The 18,658-nt window shown below is 55.8% G+C and carries 20 protein-coding genes and 1 pseudogene; 12 read left to right on the top strand and 9 right to left on the bottom strand.

Translation table 11 applies throughout. The features are described 5' to 3' along the window. Window position 1 precedes the first annotated feature (1 nt). The 5 genes from APU11_RS01470 to APU11_RS01450 all read right to left on the bottom strand — a co-directional run bounded on the left by APU11_RS01470 (window position 2) and on the right by APU11_RS01450 (window position 6,215). Complete coding sequence (locus APU11_RS01470) at window positions 2–958, bottom strand: carbamate kinase family protein (protein WP_020684934.1); 957 nt, start codon at window positions 956–958, stop codon at window positions 2–4. Further along, complete coding sequence (locus tag APU11_RS01465; protein ID WP_058651051.1) at window positions 955–2,535, bottom strand: hypothetical protein; 1,581 nt, start codon at window positions 2,533–2,535, stop codon at window positions 955–957. Before APU11_RS01465 ends, APU11_RS01470 begins: the two co-directional genes overlap by 4 nt. 11 nt (window positions 2,536–2,546) lie before the next feature. Then, entirely contained in the window at window positions 2,547–3,962 is a 1,416-nt protein-coding gene (locus APU11_RS01460; protein ID WP_058651050.1) for a DUF1116 domain-containing protein, read from the bottom strand. Next, window positions 3,962–5,503 carry an acyl-CoA synthetase FdrA gene (gene fdrA / locus APU11_RS01455; protein WP_058651049.1) on the bottom strand — a complete coding sequence of 514 codons (1,542 nt, stop codon included), beginning with the start codon at window positions 5,501–5,503 and terminating at the stop codon, window positions 3,962–3,964. The genes APU11_RS01460 and fdrA overlap by 1 nt, the downstream gene beginning before the upstream one ends. Before the next feature lie 106 nt (window positions 5,504–5,609). After that, window positions 5,610–6,215, bottom strand: coding sequence for an ankyrin repeat domain-containing protein (locus APU11_RS01450; protein ID WP_014832999.1), 606 nt, complete (start codon window positions 6,213–6,215; stop codon window positions 5,610–5,612). Between the two features lie 318 nt (window positions 6,216–6,533). Between APU11_RS01450 and APU11_RS01445 the strand changes: the two genes are divergently transcribed. Next, window positions 6,534–7,463: a LysR substrate-binding domain-containing protein gene (locus APU11_RS01445; RefSeq protein WP_020684930.1), complete on the top strand. Its 930-nt coding sequence runs from the start codon at window positions 6,534–6,536 to the stop codon at window positions 7,461–7,463. Here APU11_RS01445 and APU11_RS01440 read toward each other — a convergent pair. Continuing rightward, the gene (locus tag APU11_RS01440; protein WP_013098410.1) at window positions 7,460–7,618 is read right to left on the bottom strand and encodes a YqaE/Pmp3 family membrane protein; all 159 of its coding nucleotides are present in this window, start codon (window positions 7,616–7,618) and stop codon (window positions 7,460–7,462) included. The two genes, APU11_RS01445 and APU11_RS01440, sit on opposite strands and share 4 nt — an antisense overlap. Window positions 7,619–7,796: 178 nt before the next feature. Here APU11_RS01440 and APU11_RS01435 point away from each other — a divergent pair, with 178 nt between their 5' ends. Then, window positions 7,797–8,318, top strand: coding sequence for a rhodanese family protein (locus APU11_RS01435; protein WP_058651047.1), 522 nt, complete (start codon window positions 7,797–7,799; stop codon window positions 8,316–8,318). Between the two features lie 79 nt (window positions 8,319–8,397). Beyond that, on the top strand, window positions 8,398–8,577 hold the full coding sequence (locus tag APU11_RS01430) for a hypothetical protein (protein WP_023621597.1): 180 nt from the start codon (window positions 8,398–8,400) through the stop codon (window positions 8,575–8,577). Window positions 8,578–8,615: 38 nt separating this feature from the next. Here the strand turns inward: APU11_RS01430 and stpA are convergent, their stop codons facing one another. Further along, window positions 8,616–9,020: a DNA-binding protein StpA gene (stpA, locus tag APU11_RS01425; protein WP_013098413.1), complete on the bottom strand. Its 405-nt coding sequence runs from the start codon at window positions 9,018–9,020 to the stop codon at window positions 8,616–8,618. 479 nt (window positions 9,021–9,499) lie between these two features. Between stpA and alaE the strand changes: the two genes are divergently transcribed. Beyond that, the gene (gene alaE, locus APU11_RS01420) at window positions 9,500–9,949 is read left to right on the top strand and encodes an L-alanine exporter AlaE (protein ID WP_013098416.1); all 450 of its coding nucleotides are present in this window, start codon (window positions 9,500–9,502) and stop codon (window positions 9,947–9,949) included. Between the two features lie 32 nt (window positions 9,950–9,981). Here alaE and APU11_RS01415 read toward each other — a convergent pair whose 3' ends face one another. Next, window positions 9,982–10,326, bottom strand: coding sequence for a DUF2002 family protein (locus tag APU11_RS01415; protein WP_013098417.1), 345 nt, complete (start codon window positions 10,324–10,326; stop codon window positions 9,982–9,984). A 160-nt stretch (window positions 10,327–10,486) separates the two neighbouring features. Here APU11_RS01415 and APU11_RS01410 point away from each other — a divergent pair, with 160 nt between their 5' ends. The 8 genes from APU11_RS01410 (at window position 10,487) to proX (ending at window position 18,387) form a co-directional block, all read left to right on the top strand. Next, complete coding sequence (locus tag APU11_RS01410; protein WP_029883716.1) at window positions 10,487–10,813, top strand: DUF883 domain-containing protein; 327 nt, start codon at window positions 10,487–10,489, stop codon at window positions 10,811–10,813. A gap of 243 nt (window positions 10,814–11,056) precedes the next feature. Beyond that, entirely contained in the window at window positions 11,057–11,296 is a 240-nt protein-coding gene (gene nrdH / locus APU11_RS01405) for a glutaredoxin-like protein NrdH (RefSeq protein WP_013098419.1), read from the top strand. Next, window positions 11,293–11,703, top strand: a complete 411-nt coding sequence (nrdI, locus tag APU11_RS01400; protein WP_058651045.1) for a class Ib ribonucleoside-diphosphate reductase assembly flavoprotein NrdI — start codon at window positions 11,293–11,295, stop codon at window positions 11,701–11,703. The genes nrdH and nrdI overlap by 4 nt, the downstream gene beginning before the upstream one ends. After that, window positions 11,676–13,820, top strand: a complete 2,145-nt coding sequence (gene nrdE, locus APU11_RS01395; protein ID WP_058651043.1) for a class 1b ribonucleoside-diphosphate reductase subunit alpha — start codon at window positions 11,676–11,678, stop codon at window positions 13,818–13,820. Before nrdI ends, nrdE begins: the two co-directional genes overlap by 28 nt. 9 nt (window positions 13,821–13,829) lie before the next feature. Continuing rightward, window positions 13,830–14,789, top strand: coding sequence for a class 1b ribonucleoside-diphosphate reductase subunit beta (gene nrdF / locus APU11_RS01390; RefSeq protein ID WP_045294775.1), 960 nt, complete (start codon window positions 13,830–13,832; stop codon window positions 14,787–14,789). A 333-nt stretch (window positions 14,790–15,122) separates the two neighbouring features. Further along, window positions 15,123–16,325, top strand: coding sequence for a glycine betaine/L-proline ABC transporter ATP-binding protein ProV (gene proV, locus APU11_RS01385; protein ID WP_013098423.1), 1,203 nt, complete (start codon window positions 15,123–15,125; stop codon window positions 16,323–16,325). Continuing rightward, window positions 16,318–17,382, top strand: coding sequence for a glycine betaine/L-proline ABC transporter permease ProW (gene proW, locus APU11_RS27855; protein ID WP_013098424.1), 1,065 nt, complete (start codon window positions 16,318–16,320; stop codon window positions 17,380–17,382). The genes proV and proW overlap by 8 nt, the downstream gene beginning before the upstream one ends. Window positions 17,383–17,391: 9 nt before the next feature. Continuing rightward, entirely contained in the window at window positions 17,392–18,387 is a 996-nt protein-coding gene (gene proX, locus APU11_RS27850) for a glycine betaine/L-proline ABC transporter substrate-binding protein ProX (RefSeq protein ID WP_058651042.1), read from the top strand. Window positions 18,388–18,458: 71 nt separating this feature from the next. On the opposite strand, the pseudogene APU11_RS28640 reads toward proX, so the two are convergent. Then, a pseudogene (locus APU11_RS28640) lies at window positions 18,459–18,658 on the bottom strand (IS4 family transposase); the annotation flags it as partial.

The raw sequence follows: 18,658 nt of genomic DNA, 5'->3' as shown, positions 1-18,658 counted from the left end.
CTTATCTTCCTTCATTAACAATATGGGTACCGGTTTCCCCGCGCAGCGCGGCGGGCAGGCAGTCTGGCGAGGTGATGATCACGCGCTTGCCGCCATGGTGTAAAAATTCCAGCGAGGCGACGATTTTGGGCAGCATGCTGCCCGCCGGGAAATGGCCCTCGTCTTTGTAACGCGTCATCTGCGCCACGCTCACCGTGTCCAGCGCCTGCTGATTCGGCTTGCCAAAGTGGATGCACACTTTTTCGACCCCGGTGGTGATCACCAGTACGTCGGCGCGGATCTCGCGCGCCAGCAGCGCGGTGGAGAGATCTTTATCAATCACCGCGTCAACGCTCTGGTAATCGCCCTGCTCCGTGCGCACCACCGGAATACCGCCGCCGCCCGCGCCAATCACCACAAAGCCTTTTTGCGTCAGGGTCTTGATGGCATCGGCTTCAACAATGCGTAACGGCTGCGGCGACGCCACCACGCGACGATAGCCCCGGCCAGAATCCTCAACAAAGTGCCAGTCCGGATGCGCCTGCTGCAGTTCATCGCGCTGCGCTTCGCTGAAGAACGCGCCGATAGGCTTGGTCGGGTGGCTAAAGCCCGGATCGTTTTTATCCACCTCCACCTGAGTGACGACGGTGACCGCTTTTTGCTCACCGCGTGCAGACAGGCGGTTGTTAAGCGCCTGCTGGATCAGGTAGCCGATCCCGCCCTGGGTGTCCGCCACGCAGTTTGCCAGCGGCGTGAGCGGCAGTCCCTCCCGCTCGTGGGCAATTTCGGCGCGGCGGAGATCCAGCCCCACCTGGGGGCCGTTGCCGTGGGTAAGCACGATGTCATAGTCCGAGGCCAGCATCTCCAGCACCGACTCTGCCACCGCCTTTACCGCCTGCGCCTGATGTTCAACCGACTGGCTGGCGTTATCTTTGATAATGCTGTTGCCGCCAATGGCGACGACCATAAGCTCTTTCATTTTGTTTCCTTTAGAAGGTGCGTTCTGGTGCCCTCACCCCGGCCCTCTCCCACAGGGAGAGGGGGATTAACAGAGATATCCAGCACATGCTTCACCACAAACATGCCGCCCATCATCAGATACGCCGTCACAAACATCAGCGAACTGCCTTCGGCAAAGCCCACCACCGGGGCGTGGATCACGCCAAACAGCGCCAGCAGTGCGCCACCGGCGGCAGCAACGGCGCCGCGCAGCGGTTTGTTGATAATGGCGAAGATGGCGATGCAGCCCCACAGCATGCTGGCGAGCGGTGCGCCGCTGCCCAGATGCACCAGCCCCTCGTAGTAGATCCCTTTACTGTGCAGCACGTCGGTGCCGATTTTCGCCGCGCTGGTGCCCGCCGCGCCCATCACGTTGTTCATCATGGTCAACGCCCAGTTGGCGATCCACGGGAACAGGCAGATGAAAATCACGGGCACCTCCACTTTGGGCGTTTCCCTCACCACCTGGTTGGCGGTGACAACGCCGATAAACACCAGGATCGGCACGATGGCGGTCATCGGAATGATGGCGAGCATAAACGCCCCCAGCCCGAACAGCGGCACGATAAACATCGTCACGCCGGAGGCCAGCGTGTAGCCGATGCTGGCGCCCATCGCTTTCCAGCCCGCATGACCCACATAGACCGTCACCGGGAACGGATTGCCCATCAGGCAGCCGAGCATGGAGGCCAGGCCGTTCGCCAGCATTACCTTGCGGGTCGGGTACTCGTCTCCCGCCGCGTGGGCGCTTTCAATGTTTTCCAGGTCAAAGATGTAGTTCGCCAGCCCCAGCGGCACGGCAGACGCCAGGTACGGCAGCGCGTGCGGCAAGCCCTGCAGGAAACCTTCAACATGGACTTCGGGCGGGTTAAAGCCGAAAGAGGACATCGAGGCTTTGATTGCCTCCGGGCTTTGCAGGCCGGAGATCCACGCTAACACCGTGCCAGCAATCAACAACAGCAGACCGGTCGGGATCCTGGCGAAGATCGGTTTTTTGCCGAACCAGTTAATGAAGATCAGCAGCAGCACAATGAACGACACGGTGGGCGCTTCAAACGCCTGCAGCATCGGGTTCATCGCCAGCAGCAACAGGCCCAGGCCCGACAGACACGAGAGCAGCACGGTACGCGGGATCATCTTGCGGATGGTCTCCCCCAGGAAAGAGCCGCCCGCCAGAATCATCGCCTCGACGAAGCACCACACCAGACCGATCTGAATGGCAAAATCCGCGTCACCGGTTTGCTGGTAGACCGGCATCAGGACCAGAAAAGTAACGGTAAAAATCGACGGCGCGCTCGGGCCAGACGGCAGCGCGGTGACGTCCGTTCGTCCGGTGGCGCGCGCCATCTGCAGGCCAAACCACGCGTAGCAGACGCTCGCCACCAGCACCGCCAGCCCGAAGGCCGGCGCGATGCGTCCATAAACAATCTCCTTCGGGATGCCGACGACAAAAATGAGCAACCCCATCATGGTCAGCAAATTGGTCAGGTTGTTGGTCATCAACCCGAAATATGCCGCCCAGTCACCTCTTTTCCACTCCAGTTTCATGTTTTTCATGGATGCTTGCCTTATAAAAAGTAGCGATCGCGGAAGGTCAACAGCGCCTTTTCAAAACAGCTAAACGGCGGGTGCACAATGCCCGCGCCAATCATGCCAATACCGGCGTCTTTGTGGGCAATGGCGGTGTTAATGACCGGCAGAATGCCGCTGCCTGCGACTCGGGTGATGTCGATGGCGGTTGGAATGCCCATAAACGACAGCAGCGGAATGGTGACGTTCGGGTTTTCACCGAGGGTGATTTCGCGCATCTGGCGGGAGAAATCGATGGCTTCTTCCACCGTGCCGCCCACCAGCGCGACAATCGCCGGTGCCGTCGCCATCGCAAAGCCACCGATACCGTAGGTTTCCGTGATGGCGCTGTCGCCGATATCCAGCCCGGAGTCTTCCGGCTTGTAACCCGCGAACATCGGGCCAATCACCTGCTGCGCCGGGCCGGTGAACCACTGCCCTGGCAGGCCAGAGACGCGCAGACCAAACTCGTAGCCGTTACGCGCCATGGTGGTGACCACGGTGCTGTGCTCAATGCCGTGGGCGGCGTCCAGCGCGGCCTTACACATCGCCATCCACGTCGGGCCGGAGAAGTAGTCGCTGCTGGCGACAAACTCAAATACCTCGCGCTGCTGCTCCACCGGATAGCCCGCCTGGATCAGCCCCGGCGTCAGCGCCTGGATCAGCAGTGTGGTGCCTGCGTTGTTGCGGTTGTGGCATTCGTCACCCATGTGCAGCGCCTGAGCCAACATCAGGCGCAGATCGATTTCGCCGATAATCTTCATGGCGTCGCGCAGCATCGGGCCAAGCACGTCGCGCATCCAGTTCAGACGGTCAATGACGCTCTGGTCGTTGGCGCCCATGCGCAGGATCTTCGCCATCTGCTCGCTGAGGTTGGTGTAGGCGCGGTTGCCGTAGGTTTTGTTCTCAACGATATGCATAAACATCGACGCGGAGGTAACGCCCGCCATCGAGCCCACGCAGTCGTGCTCGTGGCACGGCGAGAAAGTGATGTCGCCTGAAGCCGCCAGCCTTGCTGCCTCCTCCAGATCGTTCGCCAGCCCTTCAAACACCAGCGCGCCGGTGACAGCGCCTTTCATCGCGCCACACATATTTTCCCAGCTCACCGGAGGACCGGCATGCAGAATGGTGGTACGGGTCATCCCCGGCACAACGTTAATCGCCTGGTCGTACCCCACCAGCACCGGGTGGGACTGAATGATGCGCTCCAGCGCAATCTTGTTGGCGGCAGCGATCTTCTCTGCCAGCGGCTCCGCGGCCAGCTGGTCGAGCGCTTCGACGATCTGCATATTGCCCTGCCCCGGCGGTGCCCAGTCGAGCTGGGTGACGGGGACGTGCTGTTTTTTAAGATCGTCACTGAACAGCGCAATACCGACGTTAATGACGTTCAGCGGTTGGTTGAATAAGGTGGTCATCAGGCGTTCTCCCCTTTGCAGACAAATTCGCGTGCCAGTAATCCGGTGTTAGTACTGCTGCTGGCCCAGATCACGCCGGCATCGGTCAAAAGCTGACACTGCTGCGCCAGCGACTGGGGATCCTGGTCGGTGCCCAACACATAGCCGAGGATCTCCAGCGGACGGTTATCGGCTTTCGCAATCGCCTGCGCCTCTTTAATGGCATCGAGCATCACGCCGACCGGATCCTCATGCGCGCCAAAGCCCAGCACGAAGTCCATCACAATTACGCCCACTTCCGGATCGCGCGCCTCCTGCAGCAGGCGGCTGATGCGGTTGGTCGGGTCGATCATCGGGTGCGGTTTGCCGTTGGTGAAATCGTCATCCCCAAAATCGAGGAAGGTGTGAGCCTGGCTGACGTTAATGTCGCGCAGGCGTTTCGCCGGATCGGGCTGAATGTTGCTGTAGACGTCGTCGTACTTCTCAAGCGCGGCGAACATCGCTTCATCACACAGGGTGCCGCCACAGAACAGACCGCGAATGTATTTCTGCTGCGGAGTGAGACGGGCGCGCACCTCTTCAATCAGGGGCCAGTTGAGCGGATGCAGGTTAAGGGACGCTTTGTTGATACCGGTGAGCAGCACGGCCTTCAGGGCCGCCTCTTTGGTGCCACGGGCGAACTGCAGACCGTCTTCATCGGCGGGCGGTTCGTTGCGTCCAAGGAAGCAGGCGATGACGGGTTTGCGACAGGCCCGGGCACGCGTCAGCACCTTTTCTGCCACCGCTGGCGCTGGCGGTTTGGAGATCAGCGCGATGACCTGGGTGGCATCGTCGGCCTCCAGCATGTCGATGGCGTCGAGCATCATCAGACCGCCGATTTTTTCACTGAGATCGCGCCCGCCGGTGCCAATCAGCTGCGATACCCCGCCGCCAAATTCATGAATGCGCACGCTCAGCTCCTGGCTACCGGTGCCGGACGCCCCGACAATGCCTATCGACCCGCGGCGTACGGCGTTGGCGAAGCACAGTCCTGCGCCGTTGATAATAGCGGTGCCGCAGTCTGGCCCCATCATCAGCAGCTCTTTCTGATGCGCCAGTTGCTTGAGCGCCAGCTCATCGTCGAGGGATACGTTATCGGAAAAGAGCATCACGTTGAGATCGTTTTCAAGCGCCTTGCGCGCTTCGCGTGCCGCAAACATGCCGTTTACTGAAATCACCGCCAGGTTACTGTCGGGACGGTGGGCTTTCGCGCTGGCCAGAGTCGCGTAACGTGCTTCATGGGTGCCCGCGCTCTCTTTTCGGGTGAATAACGCTTCAATCGCCGCCAGGGTTTCATCATTGGCCGCGTCGCCTTTAATGACGATCATCAGATCGCCGTTTTTCGCATCCTCTAATTCCGGCGTTAACAGCCCGAGATTTTTTAATACGCCTTTGTTCATTTCCGTCGCCATCGCCACAAACGCCTGTTCAACGCCTGGCAATTTATTGGCTTTGGTGGAAACGGACATTAATGAGACGGAGTCAAAATACGTGTTCTTTTTAATCACGATTTTTGTGGGCATTATTTTCTCCTGAATGCGGATAAAAGGGGGCCGCCGTCGTGCAAAATGCACGTCGGAAAAATACGTTTGAAATGGGGGCCAGCCGGAAACAGGCTGGCCGAATAAATTACGCGCCCGCCGCCAGCAGCAGGTCAGCTATCGCGTGGTAGCCTTTTTCCCGCGCCAGTTCGAGCGGGGTTTTACCGTATTTATCGGTCATGTGCGGATTCGCACCGTGGTCCAGCAGCAGCTTCACGATCGCCTGCTGTTTCGGGCCGCCGTCATTCAGGACAATGGCTTCCAGCAGCGGCGTCCAGCCGACGAAGTTGGTGTGATTAACGTTGATATCGGTCTTTTCCAGCAACTCGCGGACAATTTCCACATGTCCTTTCTCACTGGCGGGCGTAATCCCCACTCCGCCGAAGCGCGTCAGACGGTCCAGATCCGGGTTGGCGGGCAGAACAAGCCGCAGCAGGGTTAAATCATTGGTCAGGCAGCTGATCAGGAAGGGGTTAAAACAGGTCTGGTCCTGTTTATCTATATCCGCACCGGCGTCAATTAATAATGCGACACAGGGGTAATGTTTTTTCAGGCTGGCAATAACAATGGCGGTTCTTTTCTGACGGTTGGTGGCGTTAATATCGACACCTTTCTCCAGGCAGGCTTTTAGCGCGTCGACATTACCCTGCTCTGCCGCCAGTAAAAATTCCGTCACAAGTTCGTTCGCAGACATACAGACTCCCGATGGTGTGTTGCTGATGACCTGAGAATAGCAACAGCCCTTTCAGAAAAGAATCCGCTTAAAAATCATTCATCGACAGTCAATTCATTGTTGAGTTAAATTCAACGGTTCAGCCAAAACGTGCGTCTGTGCAACCTTTTTCTTATGGGTAAGCGTTTTTTCAGGCCATTCACGGCATTTTCCTTATGACCAAAGAAGCCTTGCATAACAAGGCTTGTAGCTAAACATCAGAACTGTGACCGCCGTCAAATGCGTTGTTGCGCCGCTGTTAAAATATGTTCAAAACTGATGGTAACCCGGAGCCGTAATATGAATTCCATCTTTACTGAAGAGAATCTGCTGGCCTTCACCACGGCGGCGCGTTTTGGCAGTTTCAGCAAAGCCGCCGCCGAGCTGGGTGTGACCACGTCGGCCATCAGTTACACCATCAAACGTATGGAGACCGGGCTGGACGTGGTGCTGTTTGTGCGTAACACCCGCAGCATCGAGCTGACCGAGTCCGGCTTTTACTTTTACCGCAAGGCTACCGATCTGCTGAACGATTTCTATGCCATCAGGCGTGGGATAGACACCATCTCTCAGGGCATCGAGGCGCGGGTACGCATCTGCATCAATCAGCTTTTGTATACCCCACGTCATACCGCGCGGCTGCTGCAGGTGCTGAAAAAGCAGTTTCCCACCTGCCAGATCACCGTCACCACGGAGGTCTATAACGGCGTCTGGGACTCAATCATCAATAACCAGGCCAATATCGCGATTGGCGCGCCGGATACGCTTCTTGACGGCGGCGGCATTGATTACACGGAGATTGGCGCTATCCGCTGGGTATTCGCCATCGCGCCGGAACACCCGCTGGCGTTTGTCCCGGAACCGATCGCGGAAAGCCAGCTGCGCCTCTACCCGAACATCATGGTGGAGGACACCGCGCACACCATAAATAAGAAGGTCGGCTGGCTACTGCACGGGCAGGAGGCGATTCTGGTGCCGGATTTTAACACCAAATGCCAGTGTCAGATTCTGGGGGAAGGGATCGGTTTTTTACCGGAATACATGGCCCGGGAGGCCGTAGCGGACGGGCTGCTGGTGACACGACGCATTAATAACCCGCGTCAGGATTCGCGCATGCTGCTTGCCACGCAGCATGCGGCGACCGGCCAGGTTACGCGCTGGATCAAACAGCAGTTCGGCCCGCAGGGCGTACTGACCGGGATCTACAGCGACTTACTGTGGCGCACCTAGTTTCTCGTCTGAACCCAAAACGCGTGGATAAGTCCAGGGAAGTAGCCCAGTATGGTCAGAAGGATATTCAGGATAAACGCCCAGCCCAGTCCCTTGCCAAGCAGTACGCCCAGCGGCGGGAGAATAATCGTAAAAACAACACGCCAAAAACCCATAAAGACTCCGTGCAAGCTAACCAATTGAAAATTATAAAAGAGACATCTCTAAGCGTAGCCAGTTTACGGGTAACTGCCATTCGGCTGGCACGCTTTTACCTGCCTTTACCCTCTTTACACTGGCTTAAATCCTTCTTTAAATGCTCTACTACATAAAACACGACCGTAAGGAAACACCATGTCTCTTCCTCTGATTACGCCACAGCAGGCAAACGCGCTTATTGGTGACGGCGCAAAGCTGATTGATATTCGCGATCCTGACGAATATGCCCGCGAGCATATTCCCGTCGCACAGTCCGTGCCGCTGGACACCTTACCCGGCGCACTGAACGCCGGGGCAGGTGAAACGGTGATTTTTCACTGCCAGTCCGGGGCCAGAACATCGAACAACGCCGCACGTCTTGCCCTGGCGGCGTCGCCTGCTCAGGCCTTGGTGGTCGAGGGCGGTATTCAGGGCTGGAAACAGGCCGGACTACCGACCGTAGAAGATAAATCCCAGCCGCTGCCGCTGATGCGTCAGGTGCAAATTGCTGCCGGGCTGCTGATTCTGTGCGGCGTGGTGCTGGGCTATACGCTCTCCAGCGGCTTCTTCCTGCTGAGCGGTTTTGTCGGGGCCGGGCTTCTGTTTGCTGGCCTGACCGGATTTTGCGGCATGGCAAGACTGCTCAAGGTGATGCCGTGGAACAGACATACCTCATAAGCAGTAATCGATGAACCCTGCTGTACCCGGCGTGTGACGTGGGCTACAGTGAAGATCGCTAAAACGATGAGGAGGTTCTATGTTTTCTGTCGGTGATTATGTGCAACCGCGTCAGGGCGGCCCGAAACTGAAAGTGCTCGAAGTGAATGGGGATAGCATTGTGGCCGTTCAGGCCAGCAATGAGCAGGGCGAGAAATATACCCTGAAAGCAGCGGATGTTGCGCTGTACACCGAAGACGGTGATTTTGGCGTCTGCTAAACAGACAACCGGGCGGAGTTTTCCGCCCGGCTCACGCATTAGATCAGAAAATCATCCAGTGATTTGCCGTTTTCCAGCGCATTGGCAATAGGCTTCGGCGTGCGGCCCTGACCGGTCCACGTTTTCTCTTCACCGTTCTGGTCAATAAAGCGATATTTTGCTTCACGCGGCTTACGTTTTTTCGCCGATTTACCCGCATGCGCCAGCTCTACACCCAGCAGATCGGACGGTGAAATACCATCGGCTTTCATCCGTTCCAGCAGAGCATTAATTTTTTCCTGCTGCTCAGCGCGCTGTTGCTCTAATTCCGCCTGCTCACTACGTTTCTCTTCAGCAACGACCCTGACTTTTTCCAGCATTTCCTCAAGAACGTCCAGGGATAATTCACGCGCCATGGCGCGCAGAGTTCGGATATTATTAAGATTCTGTAACGTCAAAGACATATTATTTGAAAACCTTTTTTGTGGTGAGTCGTAAAATCAAAGCGAAGAATAATTCATTTCAAACATAATATCCACCCATCGACGCTTTTTGTCATTATTGTAAATATTTTTAAAGACGCCGCTTATATTATCCGGATATCGCGTTGTCGCGCTGCTTTTAATAAACATTCATAACAACATAAACGGTCGGTTTTAAGGCAAATCACAGGATGGTACGCTGCGCGCTGCGTGTCGCACGGTCGCTGCCCACACATCGCAAGCAACCCATTGATTTTGTGTATCAAAAAACAGGACGAGAAACAAAATAACGAAGCGAGCAAAAAACCATCATCTTTAGAGGATTTTGTGGAAAAAACGCGAATAAATAAAAATTTAACACTAGTTGTTAGTTTAAAGCCAGAAGGATACGCTATACACGTCAACCAAACCAACCCAAATCACTAAAATCATTACTTTTGTGCGTCTCAAGGAGCTCAGCCATGTTCTCACCGCAATCTCGCCTGCGCCACGCGGTAGCGGATACTTTCGCGATGGTTGTCTACTGTTCCGTCGTGAACATGCTGATTGAAATATTCCTCTCCGGAATGACCTTCGAGCAGTCACTTTCTTCGCGTCTGGTAGCGATCCCGGTGAACATTATTATCGCCTGGCCTTACGGCTTATACCGTGATGCCGTAATGCGCTTCGCCCGCCGCATCAGCCCGTCTGGCTGGATGAAAAACCTGGCAGATGTGCTGGCCTATGTGACGTTTCAGTCGCCTGTGTATGTGGCGATCCTGTTGACGGTGGGGGCAGACTGGCATCAGATTGCCGCAGCGGTGAGCTCAAATATCGTGATTTCGATGTTGATGGGCGCGGTGTATGGCTATTTCCTCGACTATTGTCGTCGCCTGTTCAGGGTCAGCCAGTACAGCCAGGCAAAAGCCTGATATGAAGCGACTGGCGTATGCCAGTCGCAGTATTATTGTGCGTCGCCAAACAGTCCCTTCAGAAACCGCTCCAGCGCCATACGCGAGCTAAAACCATGCGGAATACCATAATGCTCGTGCGTCTCGCCGCCTAAATAGAGCGGAAATTGCTGGTAGTGATCGCAGGTTTTAATATCCGAGGCAGGCTCAGCAAATGACAGACTTCTGTCTTTCAGCGTCGGGTGAATAATAAGAGCGGTACGCCCCATTCTGGCTTCACGATTCACGTAAACATAATTCTCGCCACGGCGATAGCCATACGCTTTTGGCGTCACTTCATCCATGGTGAATCCCGCTTTTTCAAGAACGCGCGCCACCTCATCCGGTCGTAAATACATATCTTTTCCTCGTTATCTTTTCCTGCCCGGCAACCTTACAGTATTCAGCATTAGCAGGGCTTTCAGAATATTCCATAAACGGCCTGATGAGTCGTGACTCGCTTCAGATATTAAATTTCTGAACTAAACTAAACCGGAAGACAAAATTATGGAGGATCGTATGTTTAACAGACCGAACCAAAACGATATTAACGACGACGCTCAGGATATTCGTAATGATGTCAGCAGATTAGCGGACACGCTGGAGGAGGTGCTGAAATCCTGGGGCTCCGATGCGAAGGACGATGCGGAGGCCGCAAAACGTAAGGCTCAGTCTCTGCTGCGTGAAACACGCGCCCGGATGCATGGCCGCTCTCGTGCCACCCAGGCTGCCTGCGACATGGCAAGTTGCGCCACCACCTTCGTTCGTGAAAAACCGCTGTGTACCCTGGGTACGGTCGCGGCGGTGGGTATTTTTGTTGGCGCCCTGCTTAGCCTGCGTAAGTAAGCACGCGTTATCAGCCCCGGTTGCCTCTGGCGCCGGGGCTTTTCTTTGCCTGAAAGCCTGAAAAACCCGTGCAGCCTGCCCTGCCCCGCTGTGCTCATCATTGGGGCGCCATCAATCTGAATTTCCCATATCTTGTATGGTTGAAACTTAGCACAACTACATCTAGTATTCCCTTTAGCAAGACACATACAACCTGACGCGATGCTTCGCGCCGTTCTCTCATTTTAAATGGAAATACGAATCATGAGCATTATTATTTACACTCGTAACGATTGTGTTCAGTGCCACGCGACCAAACGCGCTATGGAAAGCCGCGGGGTGGACTTTGAGATGGTGAATATCGATCTGGTGCCCGAGGCTGCCGATACCCTGCGTGCCCAGGGATTTCGCCAGCTGCCAGTGGTGGTGGCCGGGGAAACCAGCTGGTCTGGCTTTCGCCCGGACATGATTAACCGCCTCGCCGCGCAGGCCGCAAGGGCATGAGTGGGCTGGTCTACTTCTCCAGCAGCTCGGAAAACACGCTCCGCTTTATTGAGCGCGTCGGGCTGCCTGCGGTGCGCATTCCGCTCAACGAGCGGGAGCGTATTCAGGTAGACGACCCTTACATTCTGGTGGTTCCCAGCTATGGCGGCGGCGGTACGGCAGGTGCGGTACCGCGTCAGGTGATCCGCTTTCTCAACGATTCCCATAACCGCGCGCTTATTCGCGGCGTGATTGCGGCGGGCAATCGTAATTTCGGCGACGCCTTTGGTCGCGCCGGGGATGTCATCTCTCAAAAATGCGGCGTGCCGTATCTCTATCGCTTTGAACTGATGGGAACACAGCAGGACGTAGAGAACGTACGTAAAGGAGTGAACGAATTTTGGCAACGACAACCGCAGAACGCGTAATGCAGGCGACACCGGACTACCACGCCTTAAACGCGATGCTTAACCTCTACGATCGCGAGGGGCGCATCCAGTTTGGTAAAGATCATGACGCCGTGGACGCCTTTTTTGCCGCCCACGTCCGTCCAAACAGCGTGACGTTCGCCAGCCAGGATGAGCGTCTCGACTACCTGGTCAACGAAGGGTATTACGAAGAACGCGTGCTCTCCCGTTACGACCGCGCCTTTGTGGTCAGGTTATTTGAGCGGGCCCACGCCAGCGGTTTTCGGTTCCAGACGTTTCTGGGCGCCTGGAAGTATTACACCAGCTACACCCTGAAAACCTTCGACGGCAAACGCTATCTTGAAAGCTTTGAGGATCGCGTAGTGATGGTGGCGCTGACCCTGGCCCAGGGCGATGAAGCCCTGGCTGAACAGCTGACGGAAGAGATCCTCTCCGGGCGCTTCCAGCCGGCCACTCCGACCTTCCTTAACTGCGGCAAGGCCCAGCGCGGCGAGCTGGTCTCCTGTTTCCTGCTGCGTATAGAAGACAATATGGAGTCGATTGGCCGCGCGGTAAATTCGGCGCTGCAGCTGTCCAAACGCGGCGGCGGCGTGGCGTTTTTACTGTCTAACCTGCGTGAAGCGGGTGCGCCAATTAAGCGCATTGAGAACCAGTCATCCGGCGTGATCCCGGTGATGAAGATGCTGGAAGATGCCTTCTCCTACGCCAACCAGCTTGGCGCGCGTCAGGGGGCTGGGGCGGTCTACCTGCACGCCCACCACCCGGACATTCTGCGTTTTCTAGATACCAAACGCGAAAACGCCGACGAAAAAATCCGTATCAAAACCCTGTCGCTCGGCGTGGTGATCCCGGATATCACCTTTAAACTCGCCAAAGAGAATGCCGACATGGCGCTGTTCTCGCCGTATGACATCGAGCGAATTTACGGCAAAGCGTTTGGCGACGTGGCGATAAGCGAGCTTTACGACGAGCTGGTTGCCGACGATCGCATTCGCAAAAAATACATCAACGCCCGCGATTTCTTCCAGCGGCTTGCCGAAATTCAGTTTGAGTCCGGCTACCCGTATATCATGTATGAAGACACGGTAAACCGTGCGAACCCGATTGCCGGGCGCATCAACATGAGCAACCTCTGTTCGGAGATTTTGCAGGTCAACAGTGCGTCCACTTATGACGAGAATCTGGACTACGCCGACATCGGCAAAGATATCTCCTGCAACCTCGGGTCGCTGAATATTGCCCACACCATGGATTCACCCGATTTTGGCCGTACGGTCGACACGGCGGTTCGCGGCCTGACGGCAGTATCAGACATGAGTCATATCCGCAGCGTGCCGTCCATTGAGGCGGGTAACGCCGCATCGCACGCCATCGGCCTGGGGCAGATGAACCTGCACGGCTATCTGGCGCGGGAAGGCATCGCTTACGGCAGCCCGGAAGGGCTGGATTTCACCAACCTCTATTTTTACACCATCACCTGGCATGCGCTGCACACCTCAATGATGCTGGCGCGCGAGCGCAACCAGCGCTTCGCGGGCTTTGAGCAGTCGCGCTATGCCAGCGGGGAATATTTCAGTCAGTACCTGGAGGGCGACTGGCAGCCGAAAACGGAGAAAGTGCGCGCGTTGTTTGCCCGCGCCGGGATCGTTCTGCCCACGCGCGAAATGTGGCAGCAGCTGCGTGACGATGTGATGCGCCACGGCATCTATAACCAGAACCTGCAGGCGGTGCCGCCCACCGGCTCTATCTCCTATATCAATCACGCCACGTCGAGCATTCACCCGATTGTGTCGAAAATTGAGATCCGCAAGGAGGGCAAAACCGGGCGCGTCTACTACCCCGCCCCGTTTATGACCAATGAAAACCTGGCGCTGTATCAGGACGCGTATGAAATTGGCCCGGAAAAAATCATCGATACCTACGCCGAGGCAACCCGGCACGTGGATCAGGGGCTGTCGCTGACGCTCTTCTTCCCGGATACGGCCACCACGCGGGATATCAACAAAGCACAGATTTATGCCTGGAAGAAAGGCATTAAAACGCTCTATTACATTCGCCTGCGCCAGCTTGCGCTGGAAGGCACCGAACTCGAAGGCTGCGTGTCCTGCGCGCTGTAAGGAGAAAGGATGAAACTGTCACGCGTGAGTGCGATTAACTGGAACCACATTCAGGATGATAAGGACCTGGAGGTGTGGAACCGCCTGACCAGCAACTTCTGGCTGCCGGAAAAAGTGCCGCTTTCTAACGATATTCCGGCCTGGCAAACCCTGAGTCATGCCGAGCAGCAGCTGACAATTCGCGTCTTTACCGGTCTGACGCTGCTGGACACCATCCAGAATACCGTTGGCGCCCCCGCGCTGATGGCCGATGCGCTGACGCCGCACGAAGAGGCGGTGATGTCGAACATCAGCTTTATGGAAGCGGTGCACGCCCGCTCCTACAGTTCGATCTTCTCGACGCTGTGCCAGACCAAAGATGTGGATGCGGCCTACAGCTGGAGTGAAGAGAGCGAGTCACTGCAGCGCAAGGCCAACCTGGTGCTGGATTATTATCAGGCCGATGAGCCGCTGAAGAAGAAAATCGCCAGCGTGTTTCTGGAATCATTCCTCTTCTACTCCGGCTTCTGGCTGCCGATGTACTGGTCGAGCCGCGGCAAACTCACCAACACCGCCGATCTCATTCGCCTCATTATCCGGGATGAAGCGGTGCACGGGTATTACATCGGCTATAAGTACCAGAAAGGGCTGGAGAAAGTCAGTAATGCCAGACGCGAGGAGCTAAAAGGATTTGCCCTTGATTTGCTGATGGATCTCTATGATAACGAACTGAGCTATACCGAAGAGCTCTACGCCGGAACCGGCTGGGAAGAGGAGGTAAAAGCCTTCCTCTGTTACAACGCCAATAAGGCGCTGATGAACCTCGGCTACGAGGCGTTGTTCCCGCCGGAAATGGCCGACGTGAACCCGGCAATTCTGGCGGCGCTCTCCCCCAACGCTGACGAAAACCACGACTTCTTTTCCGGCTCCGGCTCATCGTATGTGATGGGCAAAGCGGTGGAAACAGAAGATGAGGACTGGGATTTTTAATGAGCGCCTTAACGTTCATTAATTAAATATAAATATTCCAATTTCCTTCCGGATATTTCTCCTTCAGCTACACTGTCATCTCCACGACATATTCGCCTGAATCACTCCGATCCAGGCGAATTCCCCCGATGGCGCAGCAAAAAATTCACAAAAATTCAGATCGCGCTCAGCCCTTTACTCATGGGAAATTCAGCCGTTTCGCTTACTGCAAAATTCAACCCATAAGCAAACCCAGGGTTGCCTCAGAATCTGAGTATGTTAGGGTTATGCCCGTTAACAATTTACCATGGTAATCATATCGACATAAACAAATAACAGGACACTCTCTATTGCATGGCAATTAAATTAGAAGTGAAGAATCTTTATAAAATATTTGGCGAGCATCCGCAGCGCGCATTCAAATATATTGAAAAAGGCCTTTCGAAAGAGCAAATTCTGGAAAAAACCGGGCTATCGCTTGGCGTTAAAGACGCCAGTCTGGCCATTGAAGAAGGCGAGATTTTTGTCATCATGGGGTTATCCGGTTCGGGTAAATCCACTATGGTTCGCCTTCTCAATCGCCTGATTGAACCCACCCGTGGGCAGGTCCTGATTGATGGTGTAGACATTGCCCAAATATCAGATGCCGAACTCCGCGAGGTGCGCAGAAAAAAGATTGCGATGGTCTTCCAGTCGTTCGCCCTGATGCCGCATATGACGGTACTGGATAATACCGCCTTTGGTATGGAATTAGCGGGCGTTGCCGCCAGCGAACGTCAGGAAAAAGCGCTTGATGCATTGCGCCAGGTGGGGCTGGAAAATTATGCCCATGCGTATCCGGATGAGCTTTCCGGCGGCATGCGTCAGCGTGTAGGTTTAGCCCGCGCATTAGCCATTAATCCCGATATTTTATTAATGGATGAAGCCTTCTCGGCGCTTGATCCCTTAATTCGCACCGAGATGCAGGATGAGCTGGTAAAATTACAGGCCAGACACCAGCGCACCATTGTCTTTATTTCTCACGATCTTGATGAAGCCATGCGTATTGGCGACCGCATTGCCATTATGCAAAATGGCGAAGTGGTGCAGGTCGGTACACCGGATGAAATTCTGAATAATCCGGCAAATGATTATGTGCGGACCTTCTTCCGCGGCGTGGATATTAGCCAGGTGTTTAGCGCCAAAGATATTGCCCGTCGTACCCCGAACGGCATTATTCGTAAAACGCCAGGTTTCGGTCCGCGCTCTGCCCTTAAGCTTCTGCAGGACGAAGACCGTGAATACGGTTATCTGGTTGAACGCGGCAATAAATTTGTCGGCGTTGTCTCCATCGATTCTCTCAAAACCGCGCTCAGCGAAAACCAGGGAATTGATGCGGCGTTAATTGACGCTCCGCTTGCCGTGGATGCCGAAACGCCGCTCAGCGAGTTGCTCTCTCACGTCGGCCAGGCACCCTGTGCCGTGCCGGTTATTGGTGAAGAACAACAGTACGTCGGCATCATCTCAAAACGGATGTTGCTGCAGGCTTTAGATCGCGAGGGGGCAAACCATGGCTGATCAATCTAACCCGTGGGGCACCACAGAGGCAGCAGACAGCGCTGCGCAATCGGCCGATGCGTGGGGTTCCACGCCAGCACCGGCCGATGGCGGTGGCGCGGCAGACTGGCTCAATAATGCGCCAGCACCGGCACCAGAACATTTCAATATTATGGATCCGTTCCACAAAACGCTGATCCCCCTGGACAGCTGGGTAACGGAGGGGATCGACTGGGTGGTTACCCATTTCCGTCCCGTCTTCCAGGGGATCCGCGTTCCGGTGGATTACATCCTCAACGGCTTCCAGCAGCTGATGCTGGGCATGCCCGCGCCGGTGGCGATTGTGCTGTTCTCGCTGATCGCCTGGCAGTTTGGTAGCGCAGGCATGGGGATCGCCACGCTGATCTCGTTGATTGCGATTGGTGCCATTGGCGCGTGGTCGCAGGCGATGATCACCCTGGCACTGGTGTTGACCGCCCTGCTCTTCTGCATTGTCATTGGTTTGCCTACGGGGATCTGGCTGGCGCGCAGTCCACGGGCGGCGAAGATCGTTCGTCCGCTGCTGGATGCGATGCAAACCACGCCAGCGTTCGTTTATCTGGTGCCCATCGTGATGCTGTTCGGTATCGGCAACGTGCCGGGCGTAGTGGTGACCATTATCTTCGCCCTGCCGCCGATTATTCGTCTGACAATACTCGGGATTAACCAGGTGCCTGCGGATCTGATTGAGGCCTCCCGTTCGTTCGGTGCCAGCCCGCGGCAGATGCTGTTTAAAGTTCAGCTCCCGCTGGCAATGCCCACCATCATGGCGGGGGTTAACCAGACGCTGATGCTGGCGCTCTCGATGGTGGTGATCGCCTCGATGATTGCCGTTGGCGGGCTGGGTCAAATGGTATTGCGCGGTATTGGCCGCCTCGATATGGGGCTGGCGACCGTCGGCGGCGTGGGCATTGTGATCCTCGCAATTATTCTTGACCGCCTGACCCAGGCTGTCGGTCGTGATTCACGCAGTCGCGGCAACCGTCGCTGGTATACCACCGGCCCTGTCGGGTTACTCACCCGCCCATTCAGAAAATAAGGAACAACGATGCGACATAAGGTACTTTTTGCCACAGCGTTTGCCACCCTTGTCTCCACCAGCGCATTCGCCGCGGACCTGCCGGGTAAAGGCATTACCGTGCAGCCGGTACAGAGCACCATTTCGGAAGAGAGCTTCCAGACGCTTATCGTCAGCCGCGCGCTGGAGAAGCTGGGTTATACGGTCAATACGCCGAGCGAAGTGGATTACAACGTCGGCTACACCTCGATTGCCTCCGGTGATGCGACCTTCACTGCCGTCAACTGGCAGCCGCTGCACGACGATATGTACGCCGCGGCTGGCGGTGATAAGAAGTTCTACCGTGAAGGCACCTTCGTGACCGGTGCGGCGCAGGGTTATCTGATCGACAAGAAAACAGCCGACCAGTACCACATCACCAATATTGAGCAGCTGAAAGATCCGAAGATCGCCAAACTGTTCGACACTAACGGCGACGGCAAAGCCGATATGATGGGCTGCTCGCCGGGCTGGGGTTGTGAAGCGGTGATTAACCACCAGAACAAAGCGTACGGTCTGGCGAAAACCGTCGACGTGAGCCACGGCAACTACTCAGCGATGATGGCCGACACCATCGCCCGCTTTAAAGAGGGCAAACCGGTGATTTATTACACCTGGACCCCGTACTGGGTGAGCGACGTGCTGAAGCCGGGTAAAGATGTGGTGTGGCTGCAGGTACCGTTCTCCTCCCTGCCGGGCGAGCAGAAAGATATCGATACCAAACTGCCGAACGACATGAACTATGGCTTCCCGGTGAATACGATGCATATCGTCGCCAACAAAGCCTGGGCGGAGAAAAACCCGGCCGCCGCCAAACTGTTCTCGGTAATGAAGCTGCCGCTGGCGGACATCAACGCCCAGAATGCGATGATGCACGCGGGCAAATCGTCTGAGGCGGATGTGAAGGGCCACGTTGACGGCTGGATTAAAGCCCACCAGCAGCAGTTTGATGGCTGGGTGAAGGAAGCGCTTGAGGCGCAGAAGTAAGTTTTTCCCCTCACCCCGGCTCTCTTAATCGTTCCCTCTCCCTGTGGGCTGAGGGATCCCCAGTAATATGGTCATGCCACCATGACCATATTACTGTACTCTTTTCCCAGCTTTTTCATCTCGTTAACTATATTCAGCCGTCTCACTTTCCCGGGCTCATGCCGGATGACTTCTTCTGCCAGACTCAGGTATGACAGAACCCGTCTGTGCCTGATGCTGCTTGCCTGATAGTGCCAGTGTAAACACTGCCTTTCTGCCCTGTAACCTGCCA

Origin of the sequence: Enterobacter sp. 50793107 (assembly GCF_001463365.1) — a bacterium.
Classification (GTDB): domain Bacteria; phylum Pseudomonadota; class Gammaproteobacteria; order Enterobacterales; family Enterobacteriaceae; genus Enterobacter; species Enterobacter cloacae.
This window is presented reverse-complemented; position numbering and strand designations above follow the sequence as displayed.

What these genes read in the sequence shown, in the direction of transcription:
- APU11_RS01440 (WP_013098410.1), bottom strand. Translation starts at nt 7,618, where the DNA reads ATGGGTTTTTGGCGTGTTGTTTTTACGATTATTCTCCCGCCGCTGGGC.
- alaE (WP_013098416.1), top strand. Translation starts at nt 9,500, where the DNA reads ATGTTCTCACCGCAATCTCGCCTGCGCCACGCGGTAGCGGATACTTTC.
- APU11_RS01465 (WP_058651051.1), bottom strand. Translation starts at nt 2,535, where the DNA reads ATGAAAAACATGAAACTGGAGTGGAAAAGAGGTGACTGGGCGGCATAT.
- APU11_RS01430 (WP_023621597.1), top strand. Translation starts at nt 8,398, where the DNA reads ATGTTTTCTGTCGGTGATTATGTGCAACCGCGTCAGGGCGGCCCGAAA.
- nrdI (WP_058651045.1), top strand. Translation starts at nt 11,293, where the DNA reads ATGAGTGGGCTGGTCTACTTCTCCAGCAGCTCGGAAAACACGCTCCGC.
- proV (WP_013098423.1), top strand. Translation starts at nt 15,123, where the DNA reads ATGGCAATTAAATTAGAAGTGAAGAATCTTTATAAAATATTTGGCGAG.
- APU11_RS01410 (WP_029883716.1), top strand. Translation starts at nt 10,487, where the DNA reads ATGTTTAACAGACCGAACCAAAACGATATTAACGACGACGCTCAGGAT.
- APU11_RS01445 (WP_020684930.1), top strand. Translation starts at nt 6,534, where the DNA reads ATGAATTCCATCTTTACTGAAGAGAATCTGCTGGCCTTCACCACGGCG.
- proX (WP_058651042.1), top strand. Translation starts at nt 17,392, where the DNA reads ATGCGACATAAGGTACTTTTTGCCACAGCGTTTGCCACCCTTGTCTCC.
- APU11_RS01435 (WP_058651047.1), top strand. Translation starts at nt 7,797, where the DNA reads ATGTCTCTTCCTCTGATTACGCCACAGCAGGCAAACGCGCTTATTGGT.
- nrdH (WP_013098419.1), top strand. Translation starts at nt 11,057, where the DNA reads ATGAGCATTATTATTTACACTCGTAACGATTGTGTTCAGTGCCACGCG.
- fdrA (WP_058651049.1), bottom strand. Translation starts at nt 5,503, where the DNA reads ATGCCCACAAAAATCGTGATTAAAAAGAACACGTATTTTGACTCCGTC.
- APU11_RS01415 (WP_013098417.1), bottom strand. Translation starts at nt 10,326, where the DNA reads ATGTATTTACGACCGGATGAGGTGGCGCGCGTTCTTGAAAAAGCGGGA.
- APU11_RS01460 (WP_058651050.1), bottom strand. Translation starts at nt 3,962, where the DNA reads ATGACCACCTTATTCAACCAACCGCTGAACGTCATTAACGTCGGTATT.
- APU11_RS01470 (WP_020684934.1), bottom strand. Translation starts at nt 958, where the DNA reads ATGAAAGAGCTTATGGTCGTCGCCATTGGCGGCAACAGCATTATCAAA.
- stpA (WP_013098413.1), bottom strand. Translation starts at nt 9,020, where the DNA reads ATGTCTTTGACGTTACAGAATCTTAATAATATCCGAACTCTGCGCGCC.
- nrdF (WP_045294775.1), top strand. Translation starts at nt 13,830, where the DNA reads ATGAAACTGTCACGCGTGAGTGCGATTAACTGGAACCACATTCAGGAT.
- proW (WP_013098424.1), top strand. Translation starts at nt 16,318, where the DNA reads ATGGCTGATCAATCTAACCCGTGGGGCACCACAGAGGCAGCAGACAGC.
- APU11_RS01450 (WP_014832999.1), bottom strand. Translation starts at nt 6,215, where the DNA reads ATGTCTGCGAACGAACTTGTGACGGAATTTTTACTGGCGGCAGAGCAG.